The organism is Loktanella sp. DJP18 (assembly GCF_049310965.1).
Classification (GTDB): Bacteria; Pseudomonadota; Alphaproteobacteria; order Rhodobacterales; family Rhodobacteraceae; genus Loktanella.
Genome location: NZ_JBMERN010000081.1, coordinates 1 through 16,979 on the forward strand (window position 1 = coordinate 1; position 16,979 = coordinate 16,979).

Below are 16,979 nucleotides of genomic sequence, written 5' to 3' on the forward strand. Positions count from 1 at the left end.
CGAAAGCGGAGCATCGCCCGTTCTCGCCTTCGAAAGGGCTGGTGTGAATTCTCGCCCCTGTTGTTGAGCCAACGGCCAGTTTCTTGTCGGTCCGCGTTGCCGATCTCTTTCATGGCAGCGCCATACGAACGCAGCTGGTCGGTGACGAGCACTTCAGCCTTGCCATGGCGCTTCATGGTTTTCCTCAGGAATTTCAACGCCGCTTTGCGGTTACGGCGCTTGGTCACAAAGCTTTCGAGCACCTCGCCCTCGTGGTCCACGGCCCGCCAAAGATAGTGCGTCTCGCCGTTGATCTTCACGAAAACCTCGTCCAGATGCCACTGCCAATGTGTCCGTGGCCGCATCCGGTCCACCCGTCTGCGGCGGATCTCGGCCGCAAACAAAGGGCCAAATCTATTCCACCAGAACCGAACGGTTTCATGGCTGATCTCGATGCCGCGTTCATGCAACAGATCCTCCACATTGCGGAGCGAAAGCGGGAACCGCACATACAGCATCACGGCCAGACGAATGATCTCTGGGGATGTCTTGAAGTACCGAAAGGGACTGTGTTTTGCCATTCCGAAACGCTACGGGACCGCCCTGCCCGCCTCAAGCAGGTTTCCTCTGACAGTGCCCCTGATGGCGTTCGACATCGCAAAGGCGTCAGGGTCGCGCCGCGCTGTCGCCAACGCATGTTCAATCCGGGCCATCACATCCTCCTCTGTCATGATGAACCCTAATCAACGCCACCAAATCTAACAAGTAAAATCACAATATAACATTATTTATGTTGATCACCTCAGAACGATGCTATATTCGCTTGCTATCGAATGGAGCGCCCGCATTGAAAGCCGAAAACAGACGACATAATATCGTGGAACTCCTGTTCGACGCCGGCACTGTCGCGCTGGATGATCTGGCGCGGCAGTTCGGAGTGTCCCAGATGACGATCCATCGCGACCTTGATGCGCTGGAAGCTGAAGGATTGCTGCGTAAGATCAGGGGCGGCGCCACGATCGAGGCTTCGGGCCATTTCGAGAGCGATTTCCGCTATCGGTCGCGCATGGCAGCCGAGGAAAAGCGCCAGATTGCCCGGCATGCCGCGGGCTTCATCGAACCGGGCACCAGTGTGATGGTCGATGACGGATCGACCTCACAGATGCTGCTACCGTTTCTGATCGAAAAGCGCCCCTTGACGGTCATCACCAATAACCTTGCCCTGATCCTCGGACTGGCGGGACAGGCCGGAATCGATCTGATCTCCCTCGGTGGGAATTATTCGCGCAAATTTAATGGCTTTTTCGGAGTATTGACCGAGAGGGCACTGGAAGGTATGCGCGCCGATACGGTCCTACTGTCAAGTTCCGCCATTGCCGGCCAGTTGGCATTCCATCAGGACCAAGAGGTGCTGGGCGTGAAGCGCCGGATGATCGCGTCCGCGGCGAAACGCTACCTGATGGTGGATCATCAGAAATTCGGGCGCACCGCGCTGCACCTGCTGGCGGACCTCACGTCCTTTGACGGTGTTGTCACGACGGATGTCCTTTCGGATGACAAGGCCAGGGCGCTGCAAGGCGCCGACATCAAACTGCATTTCGCAAATGGGGAAGCGGCATGACTGGCAAACAGGTCTGGATCGGCACAAGCTGGAAGATGAACAAGACGTTCGACGAGGCGCATGCCTTTGCCGATGGCCTGACACCCGAGGGCGATCAGCGCATCCAACGTTTCGTTATTCCGCCCTTTACGGTGCTGAAGATGGTGACGTCCCTGCTGGAGGACTCCGACGTGAAGGTCGGTGCGCAGAACATGCACTGGAATGATGCTGGCGCGTGGACGGGCGAAATCTCTCCCGTGATGTTGAAGGACTGCGATGCGCAGATCGTCGAACTGGGTCATTCGGAACGCCGCGCCCATTTTGGTGAGACGGACGAGACGGTGGGTCTGAAGACAGCCGCCGCCGTGCGTCACGGTCTGATCCCGCTGATCTGCATCGGCGAGACGAAAGCCGATCGCGACGGGGGCTGCGCCGACGCAGTTTTGGCGACACAAGTGCGCGGTGCCTTTGCCCGTTTGACCGGCGATCAGAAGGACGCGCAGATCCTGCTGGCCTACGAACCCGTCTGGGCCATCGGGGCGGGCGGCGAACCGGCGACGCCGGACTATGCCGATGCGCGGCATGCCGAGATTGCGCAGGTGGCGCGCGACTGCCTCGGGCGCGATGTGCCCTGCCTTTATGGCGGCAGCGTGAACTCGGACAATTGCGCCGACCTGATCACGCAGCCGCATATCGACGGGCTGTTCATCGGACGCTCTGCCTGGGCTGTGGACGGCTACAACAATATACTGGCGCGTTGCGCCGCTGTTTTGTAACGAAAGGAAATCTCATGAAACTCGCAATCGCAGGCGACAGCGCCGGTGCCCCCTTGGCCCGTGCGCTGGCCGATCACTTCACCGGGCAGGACGCTTATGAGGTGTCTGAACTGAGCACGCCGCCGTCCGGATCCGACGAATTCTACGCCCACCTGTCGGACCGGGTCTGCCAAGGCATCCTCGACGGCACCTTTGATCGTGCGATCCTGTGCTGCGGCACGGGGATCGGCGTGGCGCTGTCCGCCAACAAGGTGCCGGGCATCCGGGCGGCGCAGACGCATGACACCTATTCGGCTGGCAAGGCCGCCACGTCAAACAATGCGCAGGTCGTCACGATGGGCGCGCGGGTCGTCGGGGTGGAGCTGGCCAAGGATATCGCCACGGCCTACCTGACTGCGGAATTCGACCCGCAAGGCAAGTCGGCGGGCAATGTGCAGGCGATCGACGATCTGGACGCTAAATACAACGCGAAGGGCTGACGCCCTCAGGTCCGCCGCGCGCTGCGGCGGCGGGCCACAACGACCTCGATCCCGGCATCGCGCATGCGCGCGATCTGGTCCGCAGGCGCTGCGTCATCGGTGATCACCACATCCATCCGCGACAAAGGCGCGAGCGCATGGAGGGCACGGCGTTGGAACTTCGTGTGGTCGATCAGCAGGATGCGCCGCGCACTGGCCTCGCACATGGCGCGTTTGGTTTCGACCATGTCGGGGGACTGGTGAAAGACAATGTCATCGGTCACGGCCGCCATCGACATAAACACCGTATCGGCGCGCAGGCCCGCAATTTCTTGCGTCGTGATGCGGCCCATGAATGCGTTGCACCAATTGTGATATTGCCCACCCAGCCCCAACAGCGTCAGGTCGCGGTGGCCTTTCAACTGATTCATGAGGGTCAGTGCGTTGGTGATGATGGTCAGCGGCCCCTTGTCCGCCAGATGCGGCGCCATGTGCAACACGGTCGTTGAGTCGTCCATAAAGATCGCCTGCCCCGGCTCCACGAAAGCCAGCGCCGCCAACGCAATCGCCTCCTTCTCAGGGCCCTGCCGATTGGCACGATAGACGCCGCTCGCCTCGATCAGGCTGGTAGGCGCAGCAGAGACCGTTCCCCGCTCCTTGCGCAGCAGACCCCGCGCCGCAAGCTCGTCAATATCGCGGTGGGCGGTCATCAGGCTGATCGAAAAGCGGCTGGTCAGGTCGTCGATCTTCATGGACCCTTCGGCCATGACAGCTTCTGCGATCAGCTGCCGCCGTGCCAGCTGACGGGCCTGACGGCTGTCGCCAAGGATATCGTCAGAGGTCAGAAGCTTGGCAGCCATGACACTGTCATTGGTCATACGCTACCCTGCCCCATTCTGCTATGTTCCTTCAGCTATCCTGTTCTGCCGGAGGATGCATACTGCCGCGCCACCCCTGTCGGGAGGGACCAAAGGCGGCGCGGCAGTGACGCGACAGGGCGGCGGTCAGGCCGCCCTGCATCTTGGACCTTACTGATCCAGCGTGAACGGCGCGGAATACTTGTCCGCGTTGTCTTCGGTGATCAGCAGGTTGTCGAAAAGCTGCTTTTCCTGATCCACACCGGTTTCGCCGGTCTTGATGACGTTGTCGGCCTGGCGCACCGCCTCTGCCGCGAAAATGGCGACGGGCTGCAGGACGGTATAGGCCATCTCTCCGGCCTTGACCGCGTCCACCGCATCCGGCGAGCCATCAAAGCCACCGACGGTGACGCCGTCCAGCTTGCCGGCTTCCTTCAGCGCCGCGATGGCACCCAGCGCCATTTCGTCGTTGCCGCTGATGACACCCTTGATTTCCGGGTTGGCCTGCATCAGGGACTGCATCTTGTTGTAGCCCTGCGTGCGGTCCCAATTGGCGACCTCGGACCCGACCTGCACAAGATCGGGATACTGCGACAGCACCGTCTTGTAGCCATTGGACCGCGTGGCAGCGTTGTTGTCCGAGGGTGCGCCGAACAGCTCGACGTAGTTGCCGGTGTCGCCCAGCATCTCGACCCACTGCTGCGCACCGAGGGCGGCGCCCTGGGCGTTGTTGGACACCAGCTGCGCCTTGGCCAGACCGTCTTGGTTGATCTCGGCATTGACCAAGATTACGGGAATGCCCGCATCGACGGCCTTTTGCACGGCACCGATGGACCCGTCGGCGTTCGCCGGGTCAAGGATGATCGCCTTGGACTGGTTGGTGATCGCGGTGTCGATCAACGTGGATTCGGTGTTCGTGTCGCCGGTATGGGCGGCCACGGTGGCGGTATAGCCCATCTCCTCGGCGGTCTTCTTGGCGACCTCGCCTTCGGTGAACCAGTAGGGGTTCGCCGGATCGTTGACGATGATCGTGATCAGGCCGTTGTCCTGCGCCCAGGCGGAGCCTGCCAGCATGGACGACAGTGCGATGCCTGCCAGAAGGGTACGACGGGTAGTTTTCATCATGTTCTATCTCCCTGATTGAACTCTTGGTGTGCCGCGGATGCGGCGGGTCTTTCCGACGAGGCCTCAGGCCGTGGTAGCCTGCGGCGTCTTGGAAGGGGGTGTGCCAGTCGACTTGGGCGCTTTTTTCACGCGGCCCTGATACTGGATGGAATTGAGCAGCACGGCGAGGACTATGACAGCACCCGTAAAGACGGTCTGCCAGTAGGACGACACGCCGATGATCACGAGGCCGTCGGACAAAAAGCCGATGACAAACGCCCCCAGCAGCGTGCCGCGCACGGTGCCCCGCCCGCCGGACAGGGCGGCCCCACCGACGACGACCGCCGCGATGGCCGTCAGCTCGTAGGTGTTGCCCGCCGTGGGACCGGCAGAGGTCAGCTGCGACGACAGCACAAGGCCCGCGATGGAGGCGCACATGCCAGACAGCACATAGACCATGATCGTAGTGAACTTGACCGGGACGCCCGACAGCTCTGCCGCCCGGGCGTTGCCGCCGGTGGCATAGACCCTGCGGCCAAAGGCGCTGCGGGTCAGCATGACGCTGGCGATCACGGCAACGACGATCAGAATCAGCACGCCGATCGGCACGTCGAAAAGCCGATCGAAACCCAGCCAGCGGAACCCGGTGTTTCCCAGATCGGCAGAGCCGCTCAGATTGTTGAAGGTCAGACCGTTGGTCATCAGCAGCGCGAAACCGCGCGCGACGTAAAGCACACCCAGCGTCGCCACGAAGGCCGGCACCTTAAAGTAGGCGATCAGCACGCCGTTCACGAGGCCGACGAAGGCACCGAGGCAGAGCGTCAGGATCACGACGACCCAGATCGGCGGATAAACGATGACGCCCATGCTCTCAAAACTGACGCCCTGCATCAGAAAGCCCGCGACGACCCCCGACAAGCCCAGCGTCGACCCGACCGACAGATCGATGCCACCCGTCAGGATCACCAGCAGCATCCCGATCGCAAGCAGGCCATAAATCGCCACATGGCTGGACATGATCAGGAAGTTGCCGACGGTGAAATAGAATGGCGACAGCAATGAGAAGACGATGATGATCGCGATCAATGCAAAGAAGGCACGCCCCTCCAACAGAAGCTTGCCAAAGTCGAAACCGGAGCCGGTAGAGGTATTGGTGTCTGACATGGTTGTTTCTCTCCGCTTCAGTGCACGACTTCGCCGGAGGCGGCCATGATCTTGTCCTTGGTAACGTCCGGCCCGAACTCTGCCGCGATCTTGCCGCGTCGCATAACGACAATGCGGTGCGCGACGCTAAGGCATTCGCCAACCTCAGAGGTCGAGAAGATGACGGCGAGACCTTCGCGTGCGCGATCGGCCAGCAGGCGGAACACCTCTGCCTTGGCACCGATGTCGATGCCCCGACTGGGTTCGTCCAGCAGCAGCACGCGTGGATGCGTGGCCAGCATCTTGCCGATGACGACCTTCTGCTGGTTGCCGCCCGACAGCGACCCGATGGCGGCATCCCCTCCGGACGTCTTGACCGTTACGCGCTCGATCGAGTCGTCGACAAGCACCTTTTCGCGCTTGCGGGATGTGAAGGGTCCTGTGACGAATGCCTTGATGCTTGCGAGCGACATGTTCTGTCCGACCGACATGGTCTGCACCAGACCGTCGCGCTGACGATCCTCTGGCACCAGGGCCAGACCGCCAGCGATGCGATCCGCAATCGACAGTTTCGCCACGTCCTGACCGCGGAACAGGATCTGGCCCCCGTCGATGCCGGTGCGGCCGGCAACGGCCTCCAGCATCTCGGTGCGCCCTGCCCCCATCAGACCATAGATGCAGACGATTTCGCCGGCACGCACGCTCAGCGACAGGTCGTCGACGACGGCGTGACCGGCGGCATCGTGCACGGTGGCATTCTCAATCGCCAAGGCCACATCGCCAAACTCATATCCTATGGGCGGCGAGCCGAGGTCGAAGTTCTCGCCCACCATGTTGCGAACGATCCACTCCAAGTCGATCTCGCTGCGCGGGGCGCTGGCGGTCATCTCTCCGTCGCGCAGCACCACGGCGTGGTCTGTTATTTCAAGCGCCTCTTCAAGGTGATGAGATATATAGACGATTGACACGCCCCGCGCTGTCAGGTCGCGGATCACCTTGAACAGGACCTCGACCTCCGACGCGCTCAGCGCGCTGGTCGGCTCATCCATGATCAGGATCCGGCTGTTGACAGACAGGGCGCGGGCGATCTCGACGATCTGCTGCTGGCCCAGACGCAGGTCCTCGACCGGCGTCATCGGGTCGATGTCTTCTTCCAGCTCCAGCATCAACTCGCGCGTGCGCTCCGCCTCGCGCTTGAAATCGACGCCGCTGACGCCGCGGATTTCACGACCCATGAAAATATTGTCGCGCACGGACATATTGGGCGCCAGCGACAGCTCCTGATGGATGATCGAAATGCCCCGCGCCGTCGCATCACTGGCCGAGACAAAGCGAACCGGCGCACCGTCGAGGATGATCTGTCCGCTGGTCGGCGCCACGACGCCGGACAGGATCTTCATCAGCGTCGACTTGCCGGCCCCGTTTTCGCCGAAAAGCGTCGTGACCTGACCGCGATGAATATCGAACTCCACCCCTTTCAGCGCGTGGACGCTACCGTAGGACTTGGCGATGTTGCGTGCCGACAGGACGATGTCATCGTCGGCCTGTGTCTGGGCCACGGCGCTCATTGGACGTCGAACCGAACGGGGGTGACCAGCCACGACTTGGGGTTCACCAGATTGAAGACGCCCACGACCTGCACCGTCTTGCCGGTCAGAGCCGACTGGTCCAGGTCGGCCAGCACTTGGGTTTTGACCTCGTTGTTCAGCGCGGCCCCGGCATTCTGGTATTCGATCTGGTTGGTGAACTGGCCGAAGGTGATGTTGCCGGTCACGTCGCGCAGGTCGGTGCCGTTGATCGCGGGGCCGGTCTGAACGCGGATCAGGGGCGTATCGCCCATGCCTTCGACGGCGACAGGATAGATCCCCGACTTGCCTTCACCCACGATGCCGGTGAAAGACACCGCAAAAATCCCTCCGATGCTGGTCGGCGTGCCGTATTGCGTGATCGCGGCGGTCTTGTCGGCGGCAATCGCGTCAGCCAGCGTCTTGGCGTCGACGGCACGCTCGGTCACGGCGTCGCGGATGCCGGGGAACTCAGCTGCACCAAAGGCCTCGGGAGAGAAACCTGCGCTGCGGGCGTCCTGTTCGGACCCCATCGTGACGACGGTCGTGTCCCACGCCATTGTACTTAGAAGGACAATTGCGAGGGCTAACAGGACGAACATCTTTGCCCGTGACCGCTGGTGCAGCGGGCTTGCATCGGATTGCGCGCTCTGATGGCTCATGGCCGGCTCCTCACCCTGTTCTGATCGGTCGCCGAACTCCCCCCGGCTGCCGATCAAATCATCTCAATACGAATCTCTTCGTGATATGTTTATGTTATAATCTGGCCAAAACGTGAGGTATCTTTGGACATGTGTCAACATGTTTCATACGAAGTGATCGCAGCAGACAATCCTACAGCACGCCGCGACAGCTATCTTCTCGCCATAACTCTCTAATAATAAAGATACAGCCAATTTTAATATGCATCATCGGACAGACCTGAGGGGGACACGCCCTCGAACGAGTCACGACTCCAAAATCGGTATTATCACACAGAATGTGTGATCCTCTTGACGAGGAACGGTATAATGAAGATTATTGCATCAAGTGAAAATTGTTTCAACAGAAAGTGCATGATGCGTCAGGTCACCCAAAAGACCGAGGTGGACTCCAGCCTGGCGATTCGCGCCGCATGGCTGCACTTTACCGGTGGGTTGACTCAGGCCGAGGTCGCAACGCGCCTCGGCGTGTCCGGAATAAAGGCCCATCGCCTGATTGCGCAGGCCAGCCAGAGTGGTGCCGTGAAGATCACGGTCGAAGGCGAAATCTCGGGCTGTATGGATCTGGAGGATCGCCTGACCGACCGCTTTGGCCTGACCTTCTGTCAGGTGATCCCCGATCTAGGCGAAGCCGGCTTGCCGCTGCGCACCCTCGGTGTCGCCGGCGCGACCCTGCTGCGGCGCGAGATCGCCGCCCTGCCGGACGGGATTATCGGAGTAGGTCACGGCCGGACCCTAGCCGCCGCGATTTCAGCCATGCCCCGGATCGACGCGCCGACCGTGCGCTTCGTGTCGCTGCTTGGCGGCTTGACCCGCAACCTTGCGGCCAATCCGCACGACGTGATGCACCGCTTGGCGGAAAAGACCGGCGCGGACGCCTACGTCCTGCCGGTGCCCTTCATGGCGAACACGCCACAGGACCGCGCGGTGCTGCTGGCGCAGCGGGGTGTCGGGGATGTGGTCGAACTGGCCGCCAGGGCCGACCTACTGATCGTCGGCGTTGGGACCATAGCCCCCGATGCGCAGCTCGTCGCCAGCAAGATGGTGACCCCGGCCGAAATCGCAGAGGTGCAGCGAGCTGGTGCCGTGGGCGAGGTGCTGGGCCACTACTTTGACCGCGATGGCGCACCGGTCGAATCCTCGCTGGCCGCGCGCACCATTTCGCCGGATCTGGCCACGCTGCGCGGAAGGCGCATCATTGCGGTGGCAGGAGGCGCCGCGAAGGTCGCCGGATTGCGGGCGGTGCTGCGCAGCGGCTGTCTCAGCGGGCTGGTTACGGACGAGGCAACGGCACGGGCAATGCTGAACGACAAGAACGCGGACTAAAAGTTCGGCAAGGGAGTGGGACATGATGGGCGGCAAGGACATCCTGATCGGGATCGATGCGGGCACCTCGGTGATCAAGGCTGTGGCATTCGATCTGGGCGGCACCCAGATCGCTGCGGCAGCGGTCAAGAACACCTACGCAAGCGGCCCTGGCGGCTCTGCGACGCAGGCGCTGGACCGGACATGGCAAGATTGCGCGCAGGCCTTGCTGGGTCTGGGCGAAAAGGTTCCCGACCTCGCCCGCCGCACAGCGGCGCTGGCGGTCACGGGGCAAGGTGACGGGACCTGGCTGGTGGGCGCTCACAACGCGCCGGTGGGCGACGCCTGGATCTGGCTAGATGCCCGCGCCGCTCCGACGGTGGACCGACTCGCCGCCTTGCCCGCCGATGCAGCCCGTTTCGCGGCGACCGGCACAGGGTTGAACACCTGCCAACAAGGCGCGCAACTGGCACACATGGCAGCCTTCACCCCGGACATGCTGGACCGGGCAGAAGCAGCGTTGCACTGCAAGGACTGGCTTTACCTCAATCTGACTGGCGTGCGTGCGACGGACCCGTCAGAGGCGAGCTTTACCTTCGGCGACTTCCGGACCCGCGCCTATGATGACACGGTGATCGCGGCACTCGGCCTGACTGCCCACCGCCATCTGCTGCCGCCCATCGTGGATGGCACGCAAATCACCCATCCTCTGACCAATGCCGCCGCGCGACAGATCGGGCTGCTGCCCGGAACGCCGGTGTCTCTCGGCTATGTCGACATGGTCATGACCGCGTTGGGTGCCGGCGTCTATACCGGAGACGCCGGCGTCGGATGTTCGACCATCGGGTCTACTGGCGTGCACATGCGGGCGGTCCGATCCGAGGATTTCGTCGTCAACGATGCCCGCACCGGCTATGCCATCCTGCTGCCGGTGCCGGGAATGGTGACGCAGGTGCAGACCAACATGGCGGCGACGCTGAACCTAGACTGGGCGCTGGCGCTGGCGGGCGATCTTCTGGCCGAGTTCGGCACTACGGCAAACCACGCCGATCTTGTTGGCCATGTCGAGCGTTGGCTGGCGAACAGCACCCCCGGCGCACTGGTATATCACCCCTATATCTCTGATGCAGGCGAACGCGGGCCTTTCGTGAACGCGCAGGCCCGCGCCAGCCTGATTGGGCTGTCCGGCCAGCACCGCTTTGCCGATGTGCTGCGGGCAGTGGTTGAAGGCCTCGGGATGGCGACGCGCGATTGCTATGCAGCGATGGGCGACATGCCCCAGGAATTGCGGCTGACCGGCGGGGCCGCGCGGTCCAAGGCTCTGCGTCAGATTATATCCGCCGCCGTGGGCGCCCCGATCCGGGTGTCCGCGCGGGAAGAAGCCGGGGCCGCCGGGGCCGCGATGATGGCCGCTGTGGCGATCGGTGCATATCCAGACATGCGCGCCTGCATCGACGCATGGGTCGCACCACTGCTCGGCCCGTCAGAGGCACCGGATCCCACCCAATCCGCAACCTACGCGAACCTTTATCAATCCTACACCACAGCGCGCGACGCCCTGCCCCCGGTCTGGGACCAGATGGCCGCGCACAGAACAGGAGAACCCTCATGACAGATATCCCCATGATCGACCTTTTCGTCATCGGCGGCGGCATCAACGGGGCCGGCGTAGCGCGTGACGCGGCGGGGCGCGGCCTTAGCGTGGTGCTGTGTGAAAAGGACGATCTGGCCGAAGGCACCTCGTCCCGCTCTGGCAAGCTTGTGCATGGCGGGCTGCGCTACCTCGAATACTACGAATTCCGACTGGTCCGCGAGGCGTTGATCGAACGCGAGGTCCTGCTGCGCGCGGCCCCGCACATCATCTGGCCGATGCGCTTCGTCTTGCCCCATTCGCCTGATGACCGGCCCGCGTGGCTCGTGCGGCTGGGACTGTTCCTGTATGACAACCTTGGCGGGCGCAAGAAGCTGCCCGGCAGCCGCACCCTGGACCTGCGCCGGGATCCCGAAGGCGCGCCGATCCTGTCGAAATATACCAAAGGGTTTGAATATTCCGACTGCTGGGTGGACGACGCCCGCCTTGTCGTGCTGAACGCCGTCGATGCAGCCGAACGGGGCGCCACCGTGCTGACCCGCAGCGCCTGCACCTCTGCCCGGCGCGAGGATGGCGCCTGGACCGTCACCACCAAAAGCAGCACCACCGGCCAAGAACGGACGTTCCGCGCCAAGGTGCTGGTCAACGCCGCAGGGCCGTGGGTGACCGACGTGCTGACCCGCGTGGCCGGCGCCAACTCCAGCCGCAACGTGCGTCTGGTCAAGGGCAGCCACATCATCGTGCCGAAGTTCTGGGACGGGCAACAGGCATACTTGGTGCAAAACCACGACAAGCGCGTGATCTTCATCAACCCCTATGAGGGCGACAAGGCCCTGATCGGCACTACCGACATCCAATACGAAGGCCGGGCCGAGGACGTGGCCGCCGACGAGGCCGAGATCGCATACCTGCTGGCCGCCGTGAACCGCTATTTCAGGGAAAAACTGCGGCGCGAGGATGTGCTGAGCACCTTCTCGGGCGTGCGGCCCCTGTTCGACGACGGCCAGGGCAACCCCTCTGCCGTGACCCGCGACTACGTCTTCGATCTGGACGAGACCGGCGGCGCGCCGATGTTGAACATCTTCGGCGGCAAGATCACGACGTTCCGCGAGTTGGCGGAACGCGGCATGCACAAACTGGACAAGATTTTTCCCAAGATGGGCAAGGATTGGACCGAAACCGCCAGCCTGCCCGGCGGCGATATCGAGGACGCGGACTACGGGTTGTTCATCGAGAAGATGAAGGCTGACTACCCTTGGATGACCCGCGGATTGCGCAAGCACTACGGGCGTCTTTACGGATCCCGCATCGCGATGATTGCCGGGGACGCAACGGACCTGTCCGGCCTGGGGCGGCACTTCGGCGGCAACCTCTACGAGGCCGAAGCCCGTTATCTGGTGGACCACGAATGGGCGCTGCGGGCCGAGGATATCCTGTGGCGGCGCACCAAGCACCGGCTGCACCTGAGCGACGCCGAACAGCAGGCCTTCACCGACTGGTTCAACGCAGAATACCCGGAGATGGCCTGATGCCCCTGACCCTGTCACTGAACACCAACCCGCTGGTCAATCGCTTCGCCGACCCGGACGACTTGATCGACGCGGTCGCCCGCGATCTAAAAATCCGCGACCTACAATTGACGCACGAGTTCATCAACCCGTCCTGGCCTGCCCCCGTCATCCGCCGCCTGACCCGCCAGATGGACCGGGCACTGGACCGGACGGGGGTGCGCGTGACCTCGGGCATGACCGGGCCCTATGGACGGCTCAATCACTTCGGCCACCCGGACCGGGACGTGCGGCGCTATTACGTGGACTGGTTCAAGACGTTCGCCGACGTTACCGCTGATCTGGGCGGCACCTCTGTCGGCACGCAATTCGCCATCTTCACCTATCGCGACTTCGACGATGCGCAGCGGCGTGAAGACCTGATCCAGATCGCCATCGACTGCTGGGCAGAGGTGGCAGAGCACGGAAAAGCGGCGGGCCTCGACTACGTGTTCTGGGAACCGATGTCCGTGGGGCGCGAATTCGGCCCGTCGATCACAGACACGATGACCCTGCAGGACCGTCTGACCACCGCCGACATGGCGATCCCCATGTGGATGATGGCTGACATCGACCATGGCGACGTGACCTCGCCAAACCCTGACGACACCGATCCCTACGCCTGGGCGCGGGCAGTGCCGCAGGTCTCTCCGATCATCCACATCAAGCAGTCCAAGATGGACAAGGGCGGCCACCGCCCCTTTACCGCCGAACACAACGCCAATGGCCGCGTGCAGCCTGAACCGCTGCTGGCTGCCTTTGCCGAAGGTGGCGCTGCAGATAACGAGATCTGTTTGGAGCTGTCCTTCAAGGAACGCGAGCCCGACGATCGCAACGTGATACCCGCCATTGCCGAAAGCATTGCCTTTTGGGCCCCGCATATCGACACTGGCGCCGACGATCTGAAGTAAGGGGGCACGGCCCATGACCAAGACCAAGAAACTGATCAACGATCCGGACGACCTGATCGCGGAACTGATCGACGGCATGGTCGGTGCCCACCCGGACATCCTGCGACTGGAAGGCGACACGGGCCGCGCCATCGTCGCCGTCGACGGCTCGCGGGACGGCAAGGTCGGGATCGTCGTGGGTGGCGGATCGGGGCATGAGCCGCTCTTCTCGGGCTACGTCGGACGCGGATTGGCCGACGCCTGCGCGGTGGGCAACATCTTCGCCTCCCCCTCGCCCGACCAATGCGCCGATGCCGCGCGCAGCGCCGACGGCGGGGCGGGTGTGCTATTCCTTTATGGCAATTACACCGGCGACCTCATGAACTTCGACATGGCGGCCGAGGCGCTGGCCCATGACGGCGTCACGGCCCGCAGCGTGCTGGTGACAGACGACGTGGCATCAAGTGCCACCAAGGACCAACGCCGCGGCATCGCCGGCGACGTCTTCGTGTTCAAGATTGCCGGTGCCGCCGCCGACCTTGGGCGAAATATGGCGGCGGTCGAGCGCGCCGCCCGCCACGCCAATGCCCGCACGGCCAGCATGGGCGTGGCGCTTGGCCCCTGCTCCATGCCGCAGACCCGCACGCCGAACTTTCAGATCGGCGCGGACGAGATGGAAATCGGCATGGGCATCCACGGTGAGCCGGGCATCGCCCGCGTGCCGCTGGAAACCGCCGACCGGGTTGCCGACCGCCTGCTGAACCCGATCCTCGACGACCTTGCGCTTCACGACGGCGACCGCGTCGCGGTGCTGGTCAACGGCCTCGGGTCGACAGCGATGCTGGAGCTTTACCTGATCCACCGCCGGGTGCGTCAGGTCCTTGCAGAACGCGGGATCATCATCCACAGCAGCCGCGTCGGGGAATATGCGACCTCGCTGGAAATGGCAGGTGCTTCGGTCACGGTGCTGCATCTGGACGAGGATCTGACAACACTGTTAGACCATCCCTGCCGCACAGTGGCCCTGACCGTAGGCGAGACCACTACCCTCCCAGCGCGCCCCCGGAGACCCCGCACCACACGCACCGTACAAGCCGGGGTCGCTCAGGATCGCGCCACCCTGAAAGCCGACGGCCCCCTGACCCCCGCCCTTTTTCGGCGCATGATGCTGGCCGCAGCGGACGCCATTGCCGCCGACAAGGATCGCCTGTCGCAACTGGACGGCGCGATCGGCGACGGCGACCACGGCGTAACGATGGACATGGGCTTGGCCGCGATCCGCCCTGTGCTGGCAGCGGACGACGACCGCACGATCACCGAAATCTGCGCCGCCATGTCTCATGGGTTTCTGGAAGCCGTCGGTGCATCTGCGGGGCCGCTCTATGCCAGCGGTTTTTCCGCGGCCGGCGACGCCGTTGCGGACCGGTTGAACCTTGACGCGGGCGCCATGGCCGCCTGGATCGCCGGACTGGCATCGGGGATCGCAAAGCGCGGCGGTGCGCTGCCGGGTGAAAAGACGATGATCGACGCATGGCACCCGGCCGCCGCTGCGGCACTTGCGGTGGCCAAGAGCGCTGGCAGCCTCCGCGACGTGCTCGACGCTGCCGCAACGGCCGCCGGAACCGGGATGCTTGGCACGACCGACATGATCGCGACACGCGGCCGCGCCGCCAAGCTCGGTGACCGCGCCAAGGGCCACATTGACCCGGGCGCGGCCTCTGCCGTCACGATGCTGGACGCGATGTCAGCTGACGCGGGATAGGGCAGTCTGCCCGCCAACCCGCGCCGCCGCACGGGTCCTGCCGATCATCAGGGCTGCATTGGCCGCCTCACGCCCCTTCTGCACGAAATGTTCGCGGAAGATGCCGATGTGGTGCGCGGTGTCCTGAAAATGATGCGGCGTCAGCGAGACCGACAACACCGGCACGCCGGTCGCCATCCCGGCCTGCATCAATCCCGTGACCACCGCCTGTGCGACGAAGTCATGACGATAAATTCCACCGTCCACAACCAGGGCCGCACAAGCGATAGCATCGTATTTGCCGGTTTGCGCAAGGTCCTGCGCCATCAATGGCATCTCGAACGCACCGGGGACGTCAAAGACGTCGACCTCGGCCGCGTCGATGACCTCACAGAAGCCGGTCAGCGCCTGATCGACGATCTCGGCGTGCCAGTTGGCCTTGATGAAGGCATATTTGGGCTTTGGCATGGTTATCTCCTTTAAAGTTGCCGTCAGCCAAGGCGATCACATGCCACTTCAGCCGCGCAGGATGCACGACCTCAGACATATTCTCTTTCATCCGGACTATGACCGTCGGCCCGGGAATCGCACCCGATCTGCTTGACCCTCCACCGTGTGGCGAAGGCGCTCGCGGGCTTACGGACAAGTCCGCTTACCGCCGGTGGGGAATCTCACCCCGCCCTGAGAATGGAAGATAGATCTTCTAAAGAACAATCGGGTGCAAGACCCCTATTGGTGGCTTTGTCTCTTAACCACGTTCAATATGATCAGCATTTCGCGCTGTTACATAGGACCTTGCTGTTGTGTCTGGTTGTAAAGAAGTTTTCCACATGCATGTCACGGGGTATGGTCGAATCGCACTGCATTTTTCGGGCTTCTCATTTATGTTCAAGTCAAGCGGCATCTGGATACCTTTTGTCAAAACCTGAATGAATGAGCGCCCCGGATTTGGTTTCGGCGGCAGCCGGAGCAACACGTCATGGCGCGTGAACGGAAGAAGATTGCCGGACGGAAGGGGGCCCCTGATGGGGGCGCTCCTGACGTGCGTTTGGCAACTTCTTCCACGACACCCCTTGCCAAACCGCCCGCACGTTCTCAATCCCATGATCTGATCCGCGCCCTTGCCCGTGAACTGGCCCGTCAGGACCATGCGCGCGACGCGGACTGACCGGAACCGAGGGGACCACCATGACCAAGCTCAAGGCAGCCATCTAAGCACGTTTTTCGACGGACATGCAACGCGACGAGTCGATTGAAGATCAGGAACGCCTCTGCCGGGAGTATGCGGCACGCAACGGCATCGAGGTCGTGGCGGTCTATGCCGATCGTGCCATCTCTGGCGCAAGCATGATGCGCCCCGGCGTCCAGACCATGATGCGAGCCGCTGCGGTTGGAAAGTTCGATCTGGTGCTGGCCGAAGCGCTGGACCGGCTGTCACGCAACCAGGCCGACATCGCCAGTCTGTATCAGCGGCTGCAATTCCAGGGTTGCATGATCGAGACCGTTTCGGAGGGGAGCATCTCGGAGATGCACATCGGCCTGAAGGGCACGATGAACGCCATCCAGCTCAAGGACATCGCAGCCAAGACGCATCGTGGCCTGAAGGGCAACGCGCTCGCTGGCAAGAATGCCGGTGGAAAAGCATAGGGCTACAAATCTGTCCGGAAGTTCGATGCGGAAGGGTCGCCGATCCGCGGGGATCGTGTCATCGACACAGCAGAG

The 16,979-nt window shown here is 62.8% G+C and carries 15 protein-coding genes, 1 pseudogene and 1 riboswitch; of the genes and pseudogenes, 9 read left to right on the forward strand and 7 right to left on the reverse strand.

Annotated elements, in window-relative coordinates:
- Nucleotides 1-560 (reverse strand): IS6 family transposase (locus ACOI1H_RS17890; RefSeq protein ID WP_422439197.1); only part of this gene is annotated, 560 nt, incomplete at its 3' end.
- A gap of 209 nt (nucleotides 561-769) precedes the next feature.
- On the opposite strand from ACOI1H_RS17890, the gene ACOI1H_RS17895 reads away from it, so the two are divergent.
- From ACOI1H_RS17895 to ACOI1H_RS17905, 3 genes are read left to right on the forward strand one after another with little or no spacing between them, the layout of a single operon-like run.
- Complete coding sequence (locus ACOI1H_RS17895; RefSeq protein WP_422439198.1) at nucleotides 770-1,600, forward strand: DeoR/GlpR family DNA-binding transcription regulator; 831 nt, start codon at nucleotides 770-772, stop codon at nucleotides 1,598-1,600.
- Complete coding sequence (locus ACOI1H_RS17900; protein WP_422439199.1) at nucleotides 1,597-2,355, forward strand: triose-phosphate isomerase; 759 nt, start codon at nucleotides 1,597-1,599, stop codon at nucleotides 2,353-2,355. The genes ACOI1H_RS17895 and ACOI1H_RS17900 overlap by 4 nt, the downstream gene beginning before the upstream one ends.
- A gap of 14 nt (nucleotides 2,356-2,369) precedes the next feature.
- On the forward strand, nucleotides 2,370-2,834 hold the full coding sequence (locus tag ACOI1H_RS17905) for an RpiB/LacA/LacB family sugar-phosphate isomerase (protein WP_422439200.1): 465 nt from the start codon (nucleotides 2,370-2,372) through the stop codon (nucleotides 2,832-2,834).
- Nucleotides 2,835-2,839: 5 nt separating this feature from the next.
- Here the strand turns inward: ACOI1H_RS17905 and ACOI1H_RS17910 are convergent, their stop codons facing one another.
- From ACOI1H_RS17910 to ACOI1H_RS17930, 5 genes are all read right to left on the reverse strand, one after another.
- Nucleotides 2,840-3,691 carry a DeoR/GlpR family DNA-binding transcription regulator gene (locus tag ACOI1H_RS17910; RefSeq protein WP_422439201.1) on the reverse strand — a complete coding sequence of 284 codons (852 nt, stop codon included), beginning with the start codon at nucleotides 3,689-3,691 and terminating at the stop codon, nucleotides 2,840-2,842.
- Between the two features lie 150 nt (nucleotides 3,692-3,841).
- Entirely contained in the window at nucleotides 3,842-4,795 is a 954-nt protein-coding gene (locus ACOI1H_RS17915) for a D-ribose ABC transporter substrate-binding protein (RefSeq protein ID WP_422439202.1), read from the reverse strand.
- A 63-nt stretch (nucleotides 4,796-4,858) separates the two neighbouring features.
- Nucleotides 4,859-5,938, reverse strand: coding sequence for an ABC transporter permease (locus ACOI1H_RS17920; protein ID WP_422439203.1), 1,080 nt, complete (start codon nucleotides 5,936-5,938; stop codon nucleotides 4,859-4,861).
- 17 nt (nucleotides 5,939-5,955) lie between these two features.
- Nucleotides 5,956-7,476: a sugar ABC transporter ATP-binding protein gene (locus ACOI1H_RS17925; RefSeq protein ID WP_422439204.1), complete on the reverse strand. Its 1,521-nt coding sequence runs from the start codon at nucleotides 7,474-7,476 to the stop codon at nucleotides 5,956-5,958.
- Between the two features lie 5 nt (nucleotides 7,477-7,481).
- Entirely contained in the window at nucleotides 7,482-8,144 is a 663-nt protein-coding gene (locus ACOI1H_RS17930) for a DUF2291 family protein (RefSeq protein WP_422439205.1), read from the reverse strand.
- A gap of 393 nt (nucleotides 8,145-8,537) precedes the next feature.
- On the opposite strand from ACOI1H_RS17930, the gene ACOI1H_RS17935 reads away from it, so the two are divergent.
- From ACOI1H_RS17935 to dhaL, 5 genes are read left to right on the forward strand one after another with little or no spacing between them, the layout of a single operon-like run.
- On the forward strand, nucleotides 8,538-9,509 hold the full coding sequence (locus ACOI1H_RS17935) for a sugar-binding transcriptional regulator (protein ID WP_422439206.1): 972 nt from the start codon (nucleotides 8,538-8,540) through the stop codon (nucleotides 9,507-9,509).
- 22 nt (nucleotides 9,510-9,531) lie between these two features.
- On the forward strand, nucleotides 9,532-11,100 hold the full coding sequence (locus ACOI1H_RS17940) for an FGGY-family carbohydrate kinase (protein ID WP_422439207.1): 1,569 nt from the start codon (nucleotides 9,532-9,534) through the stop codon (nucleotides 11,098-11,100).
- On the forward strand, nucleotides 11,097-12,608 hold the full coding sequence (locus tag ACOI1H_RS17945) for a glycerol-3-phosphate dehydrogenase (RefSeq protein ID WP_422439208.1): 1,512 nt from the start codon (nucleotides 11,097-11,099) through the stop codon (nucleotides 12,606-12,608). Before ACOI1H_RS17940 ends, ACOI1H_RS17945 begins: the two co-directional genes overlap by 4 nt.
- Complete coding sequence (locus ACOI1H_RS17950) at nucleotides 12,608-13,537, forward strand: sugar phosphate isomerase/epimerase family protein (protein WP_422439209.1); 930 nt, start codon at nucleotides 12,608-12,610, stop codon at nucleotides 13,535-13,537. Before ACOI1H_RS17945 ends, ACOI1H_RS17950 begins: the two co-directional genes overlap by 1 nt.
- 13 nt (nucleotides 13,538-13,550) lie before the next feature.
- Complete coding sequence (dhaL, locus tag ACOI1H_RS17955) at nucleotides 13,551-15,278, forward strand: dihydroxyacetone kinase subunit DhaL (RefSeq protein ID WP_422439210.1); 1,728 nt, start codon at nucleotides 13,551-13,553, stop codon at nucleotides 15,276-15,278.
- Here dhaL and ACOI1H_RS17960 read toward each other — a convergent pair.
- Nucleotides 15,261-15,725, reverse strand: coding sequence for a 6,7-dimethyl-8-ribityllumazine synthase (locus ACOI1H_RS17960; RefSeq protein ID WP_422439211.1), 465 nt, complete (start codon nucleotides 15,723-15,725; stop codon nucleotides 15,261-15,263). The genes dhaL and ACOI1H_RS17960 overlap by 18 nt on opposite strands.
- A gap of 75 nt (nucleotides 15,726-15,800) precedes the next feature.
- A riboswitch (FMN riboswitch) is annotated at nucleotides 15,801-15,950 on the reverse strand.
- A 534-nt stretch (nucleotides 15,951-16,484) separates the two neighbouring features.
- On the opposite strand from ACOI1H_RS17960, the pseudogene ACOI1H_RS17965 reads away from it, so the two are divergent.
- Nucleotides 16,485-16,904, forward strand: a pseudogene (locus ACOI1H_RS17965) (recombinase family protein); the annotation flags it as partial.
- Nucleotides 16,905-16,979 lie beyond the last annotated feature (75 nt).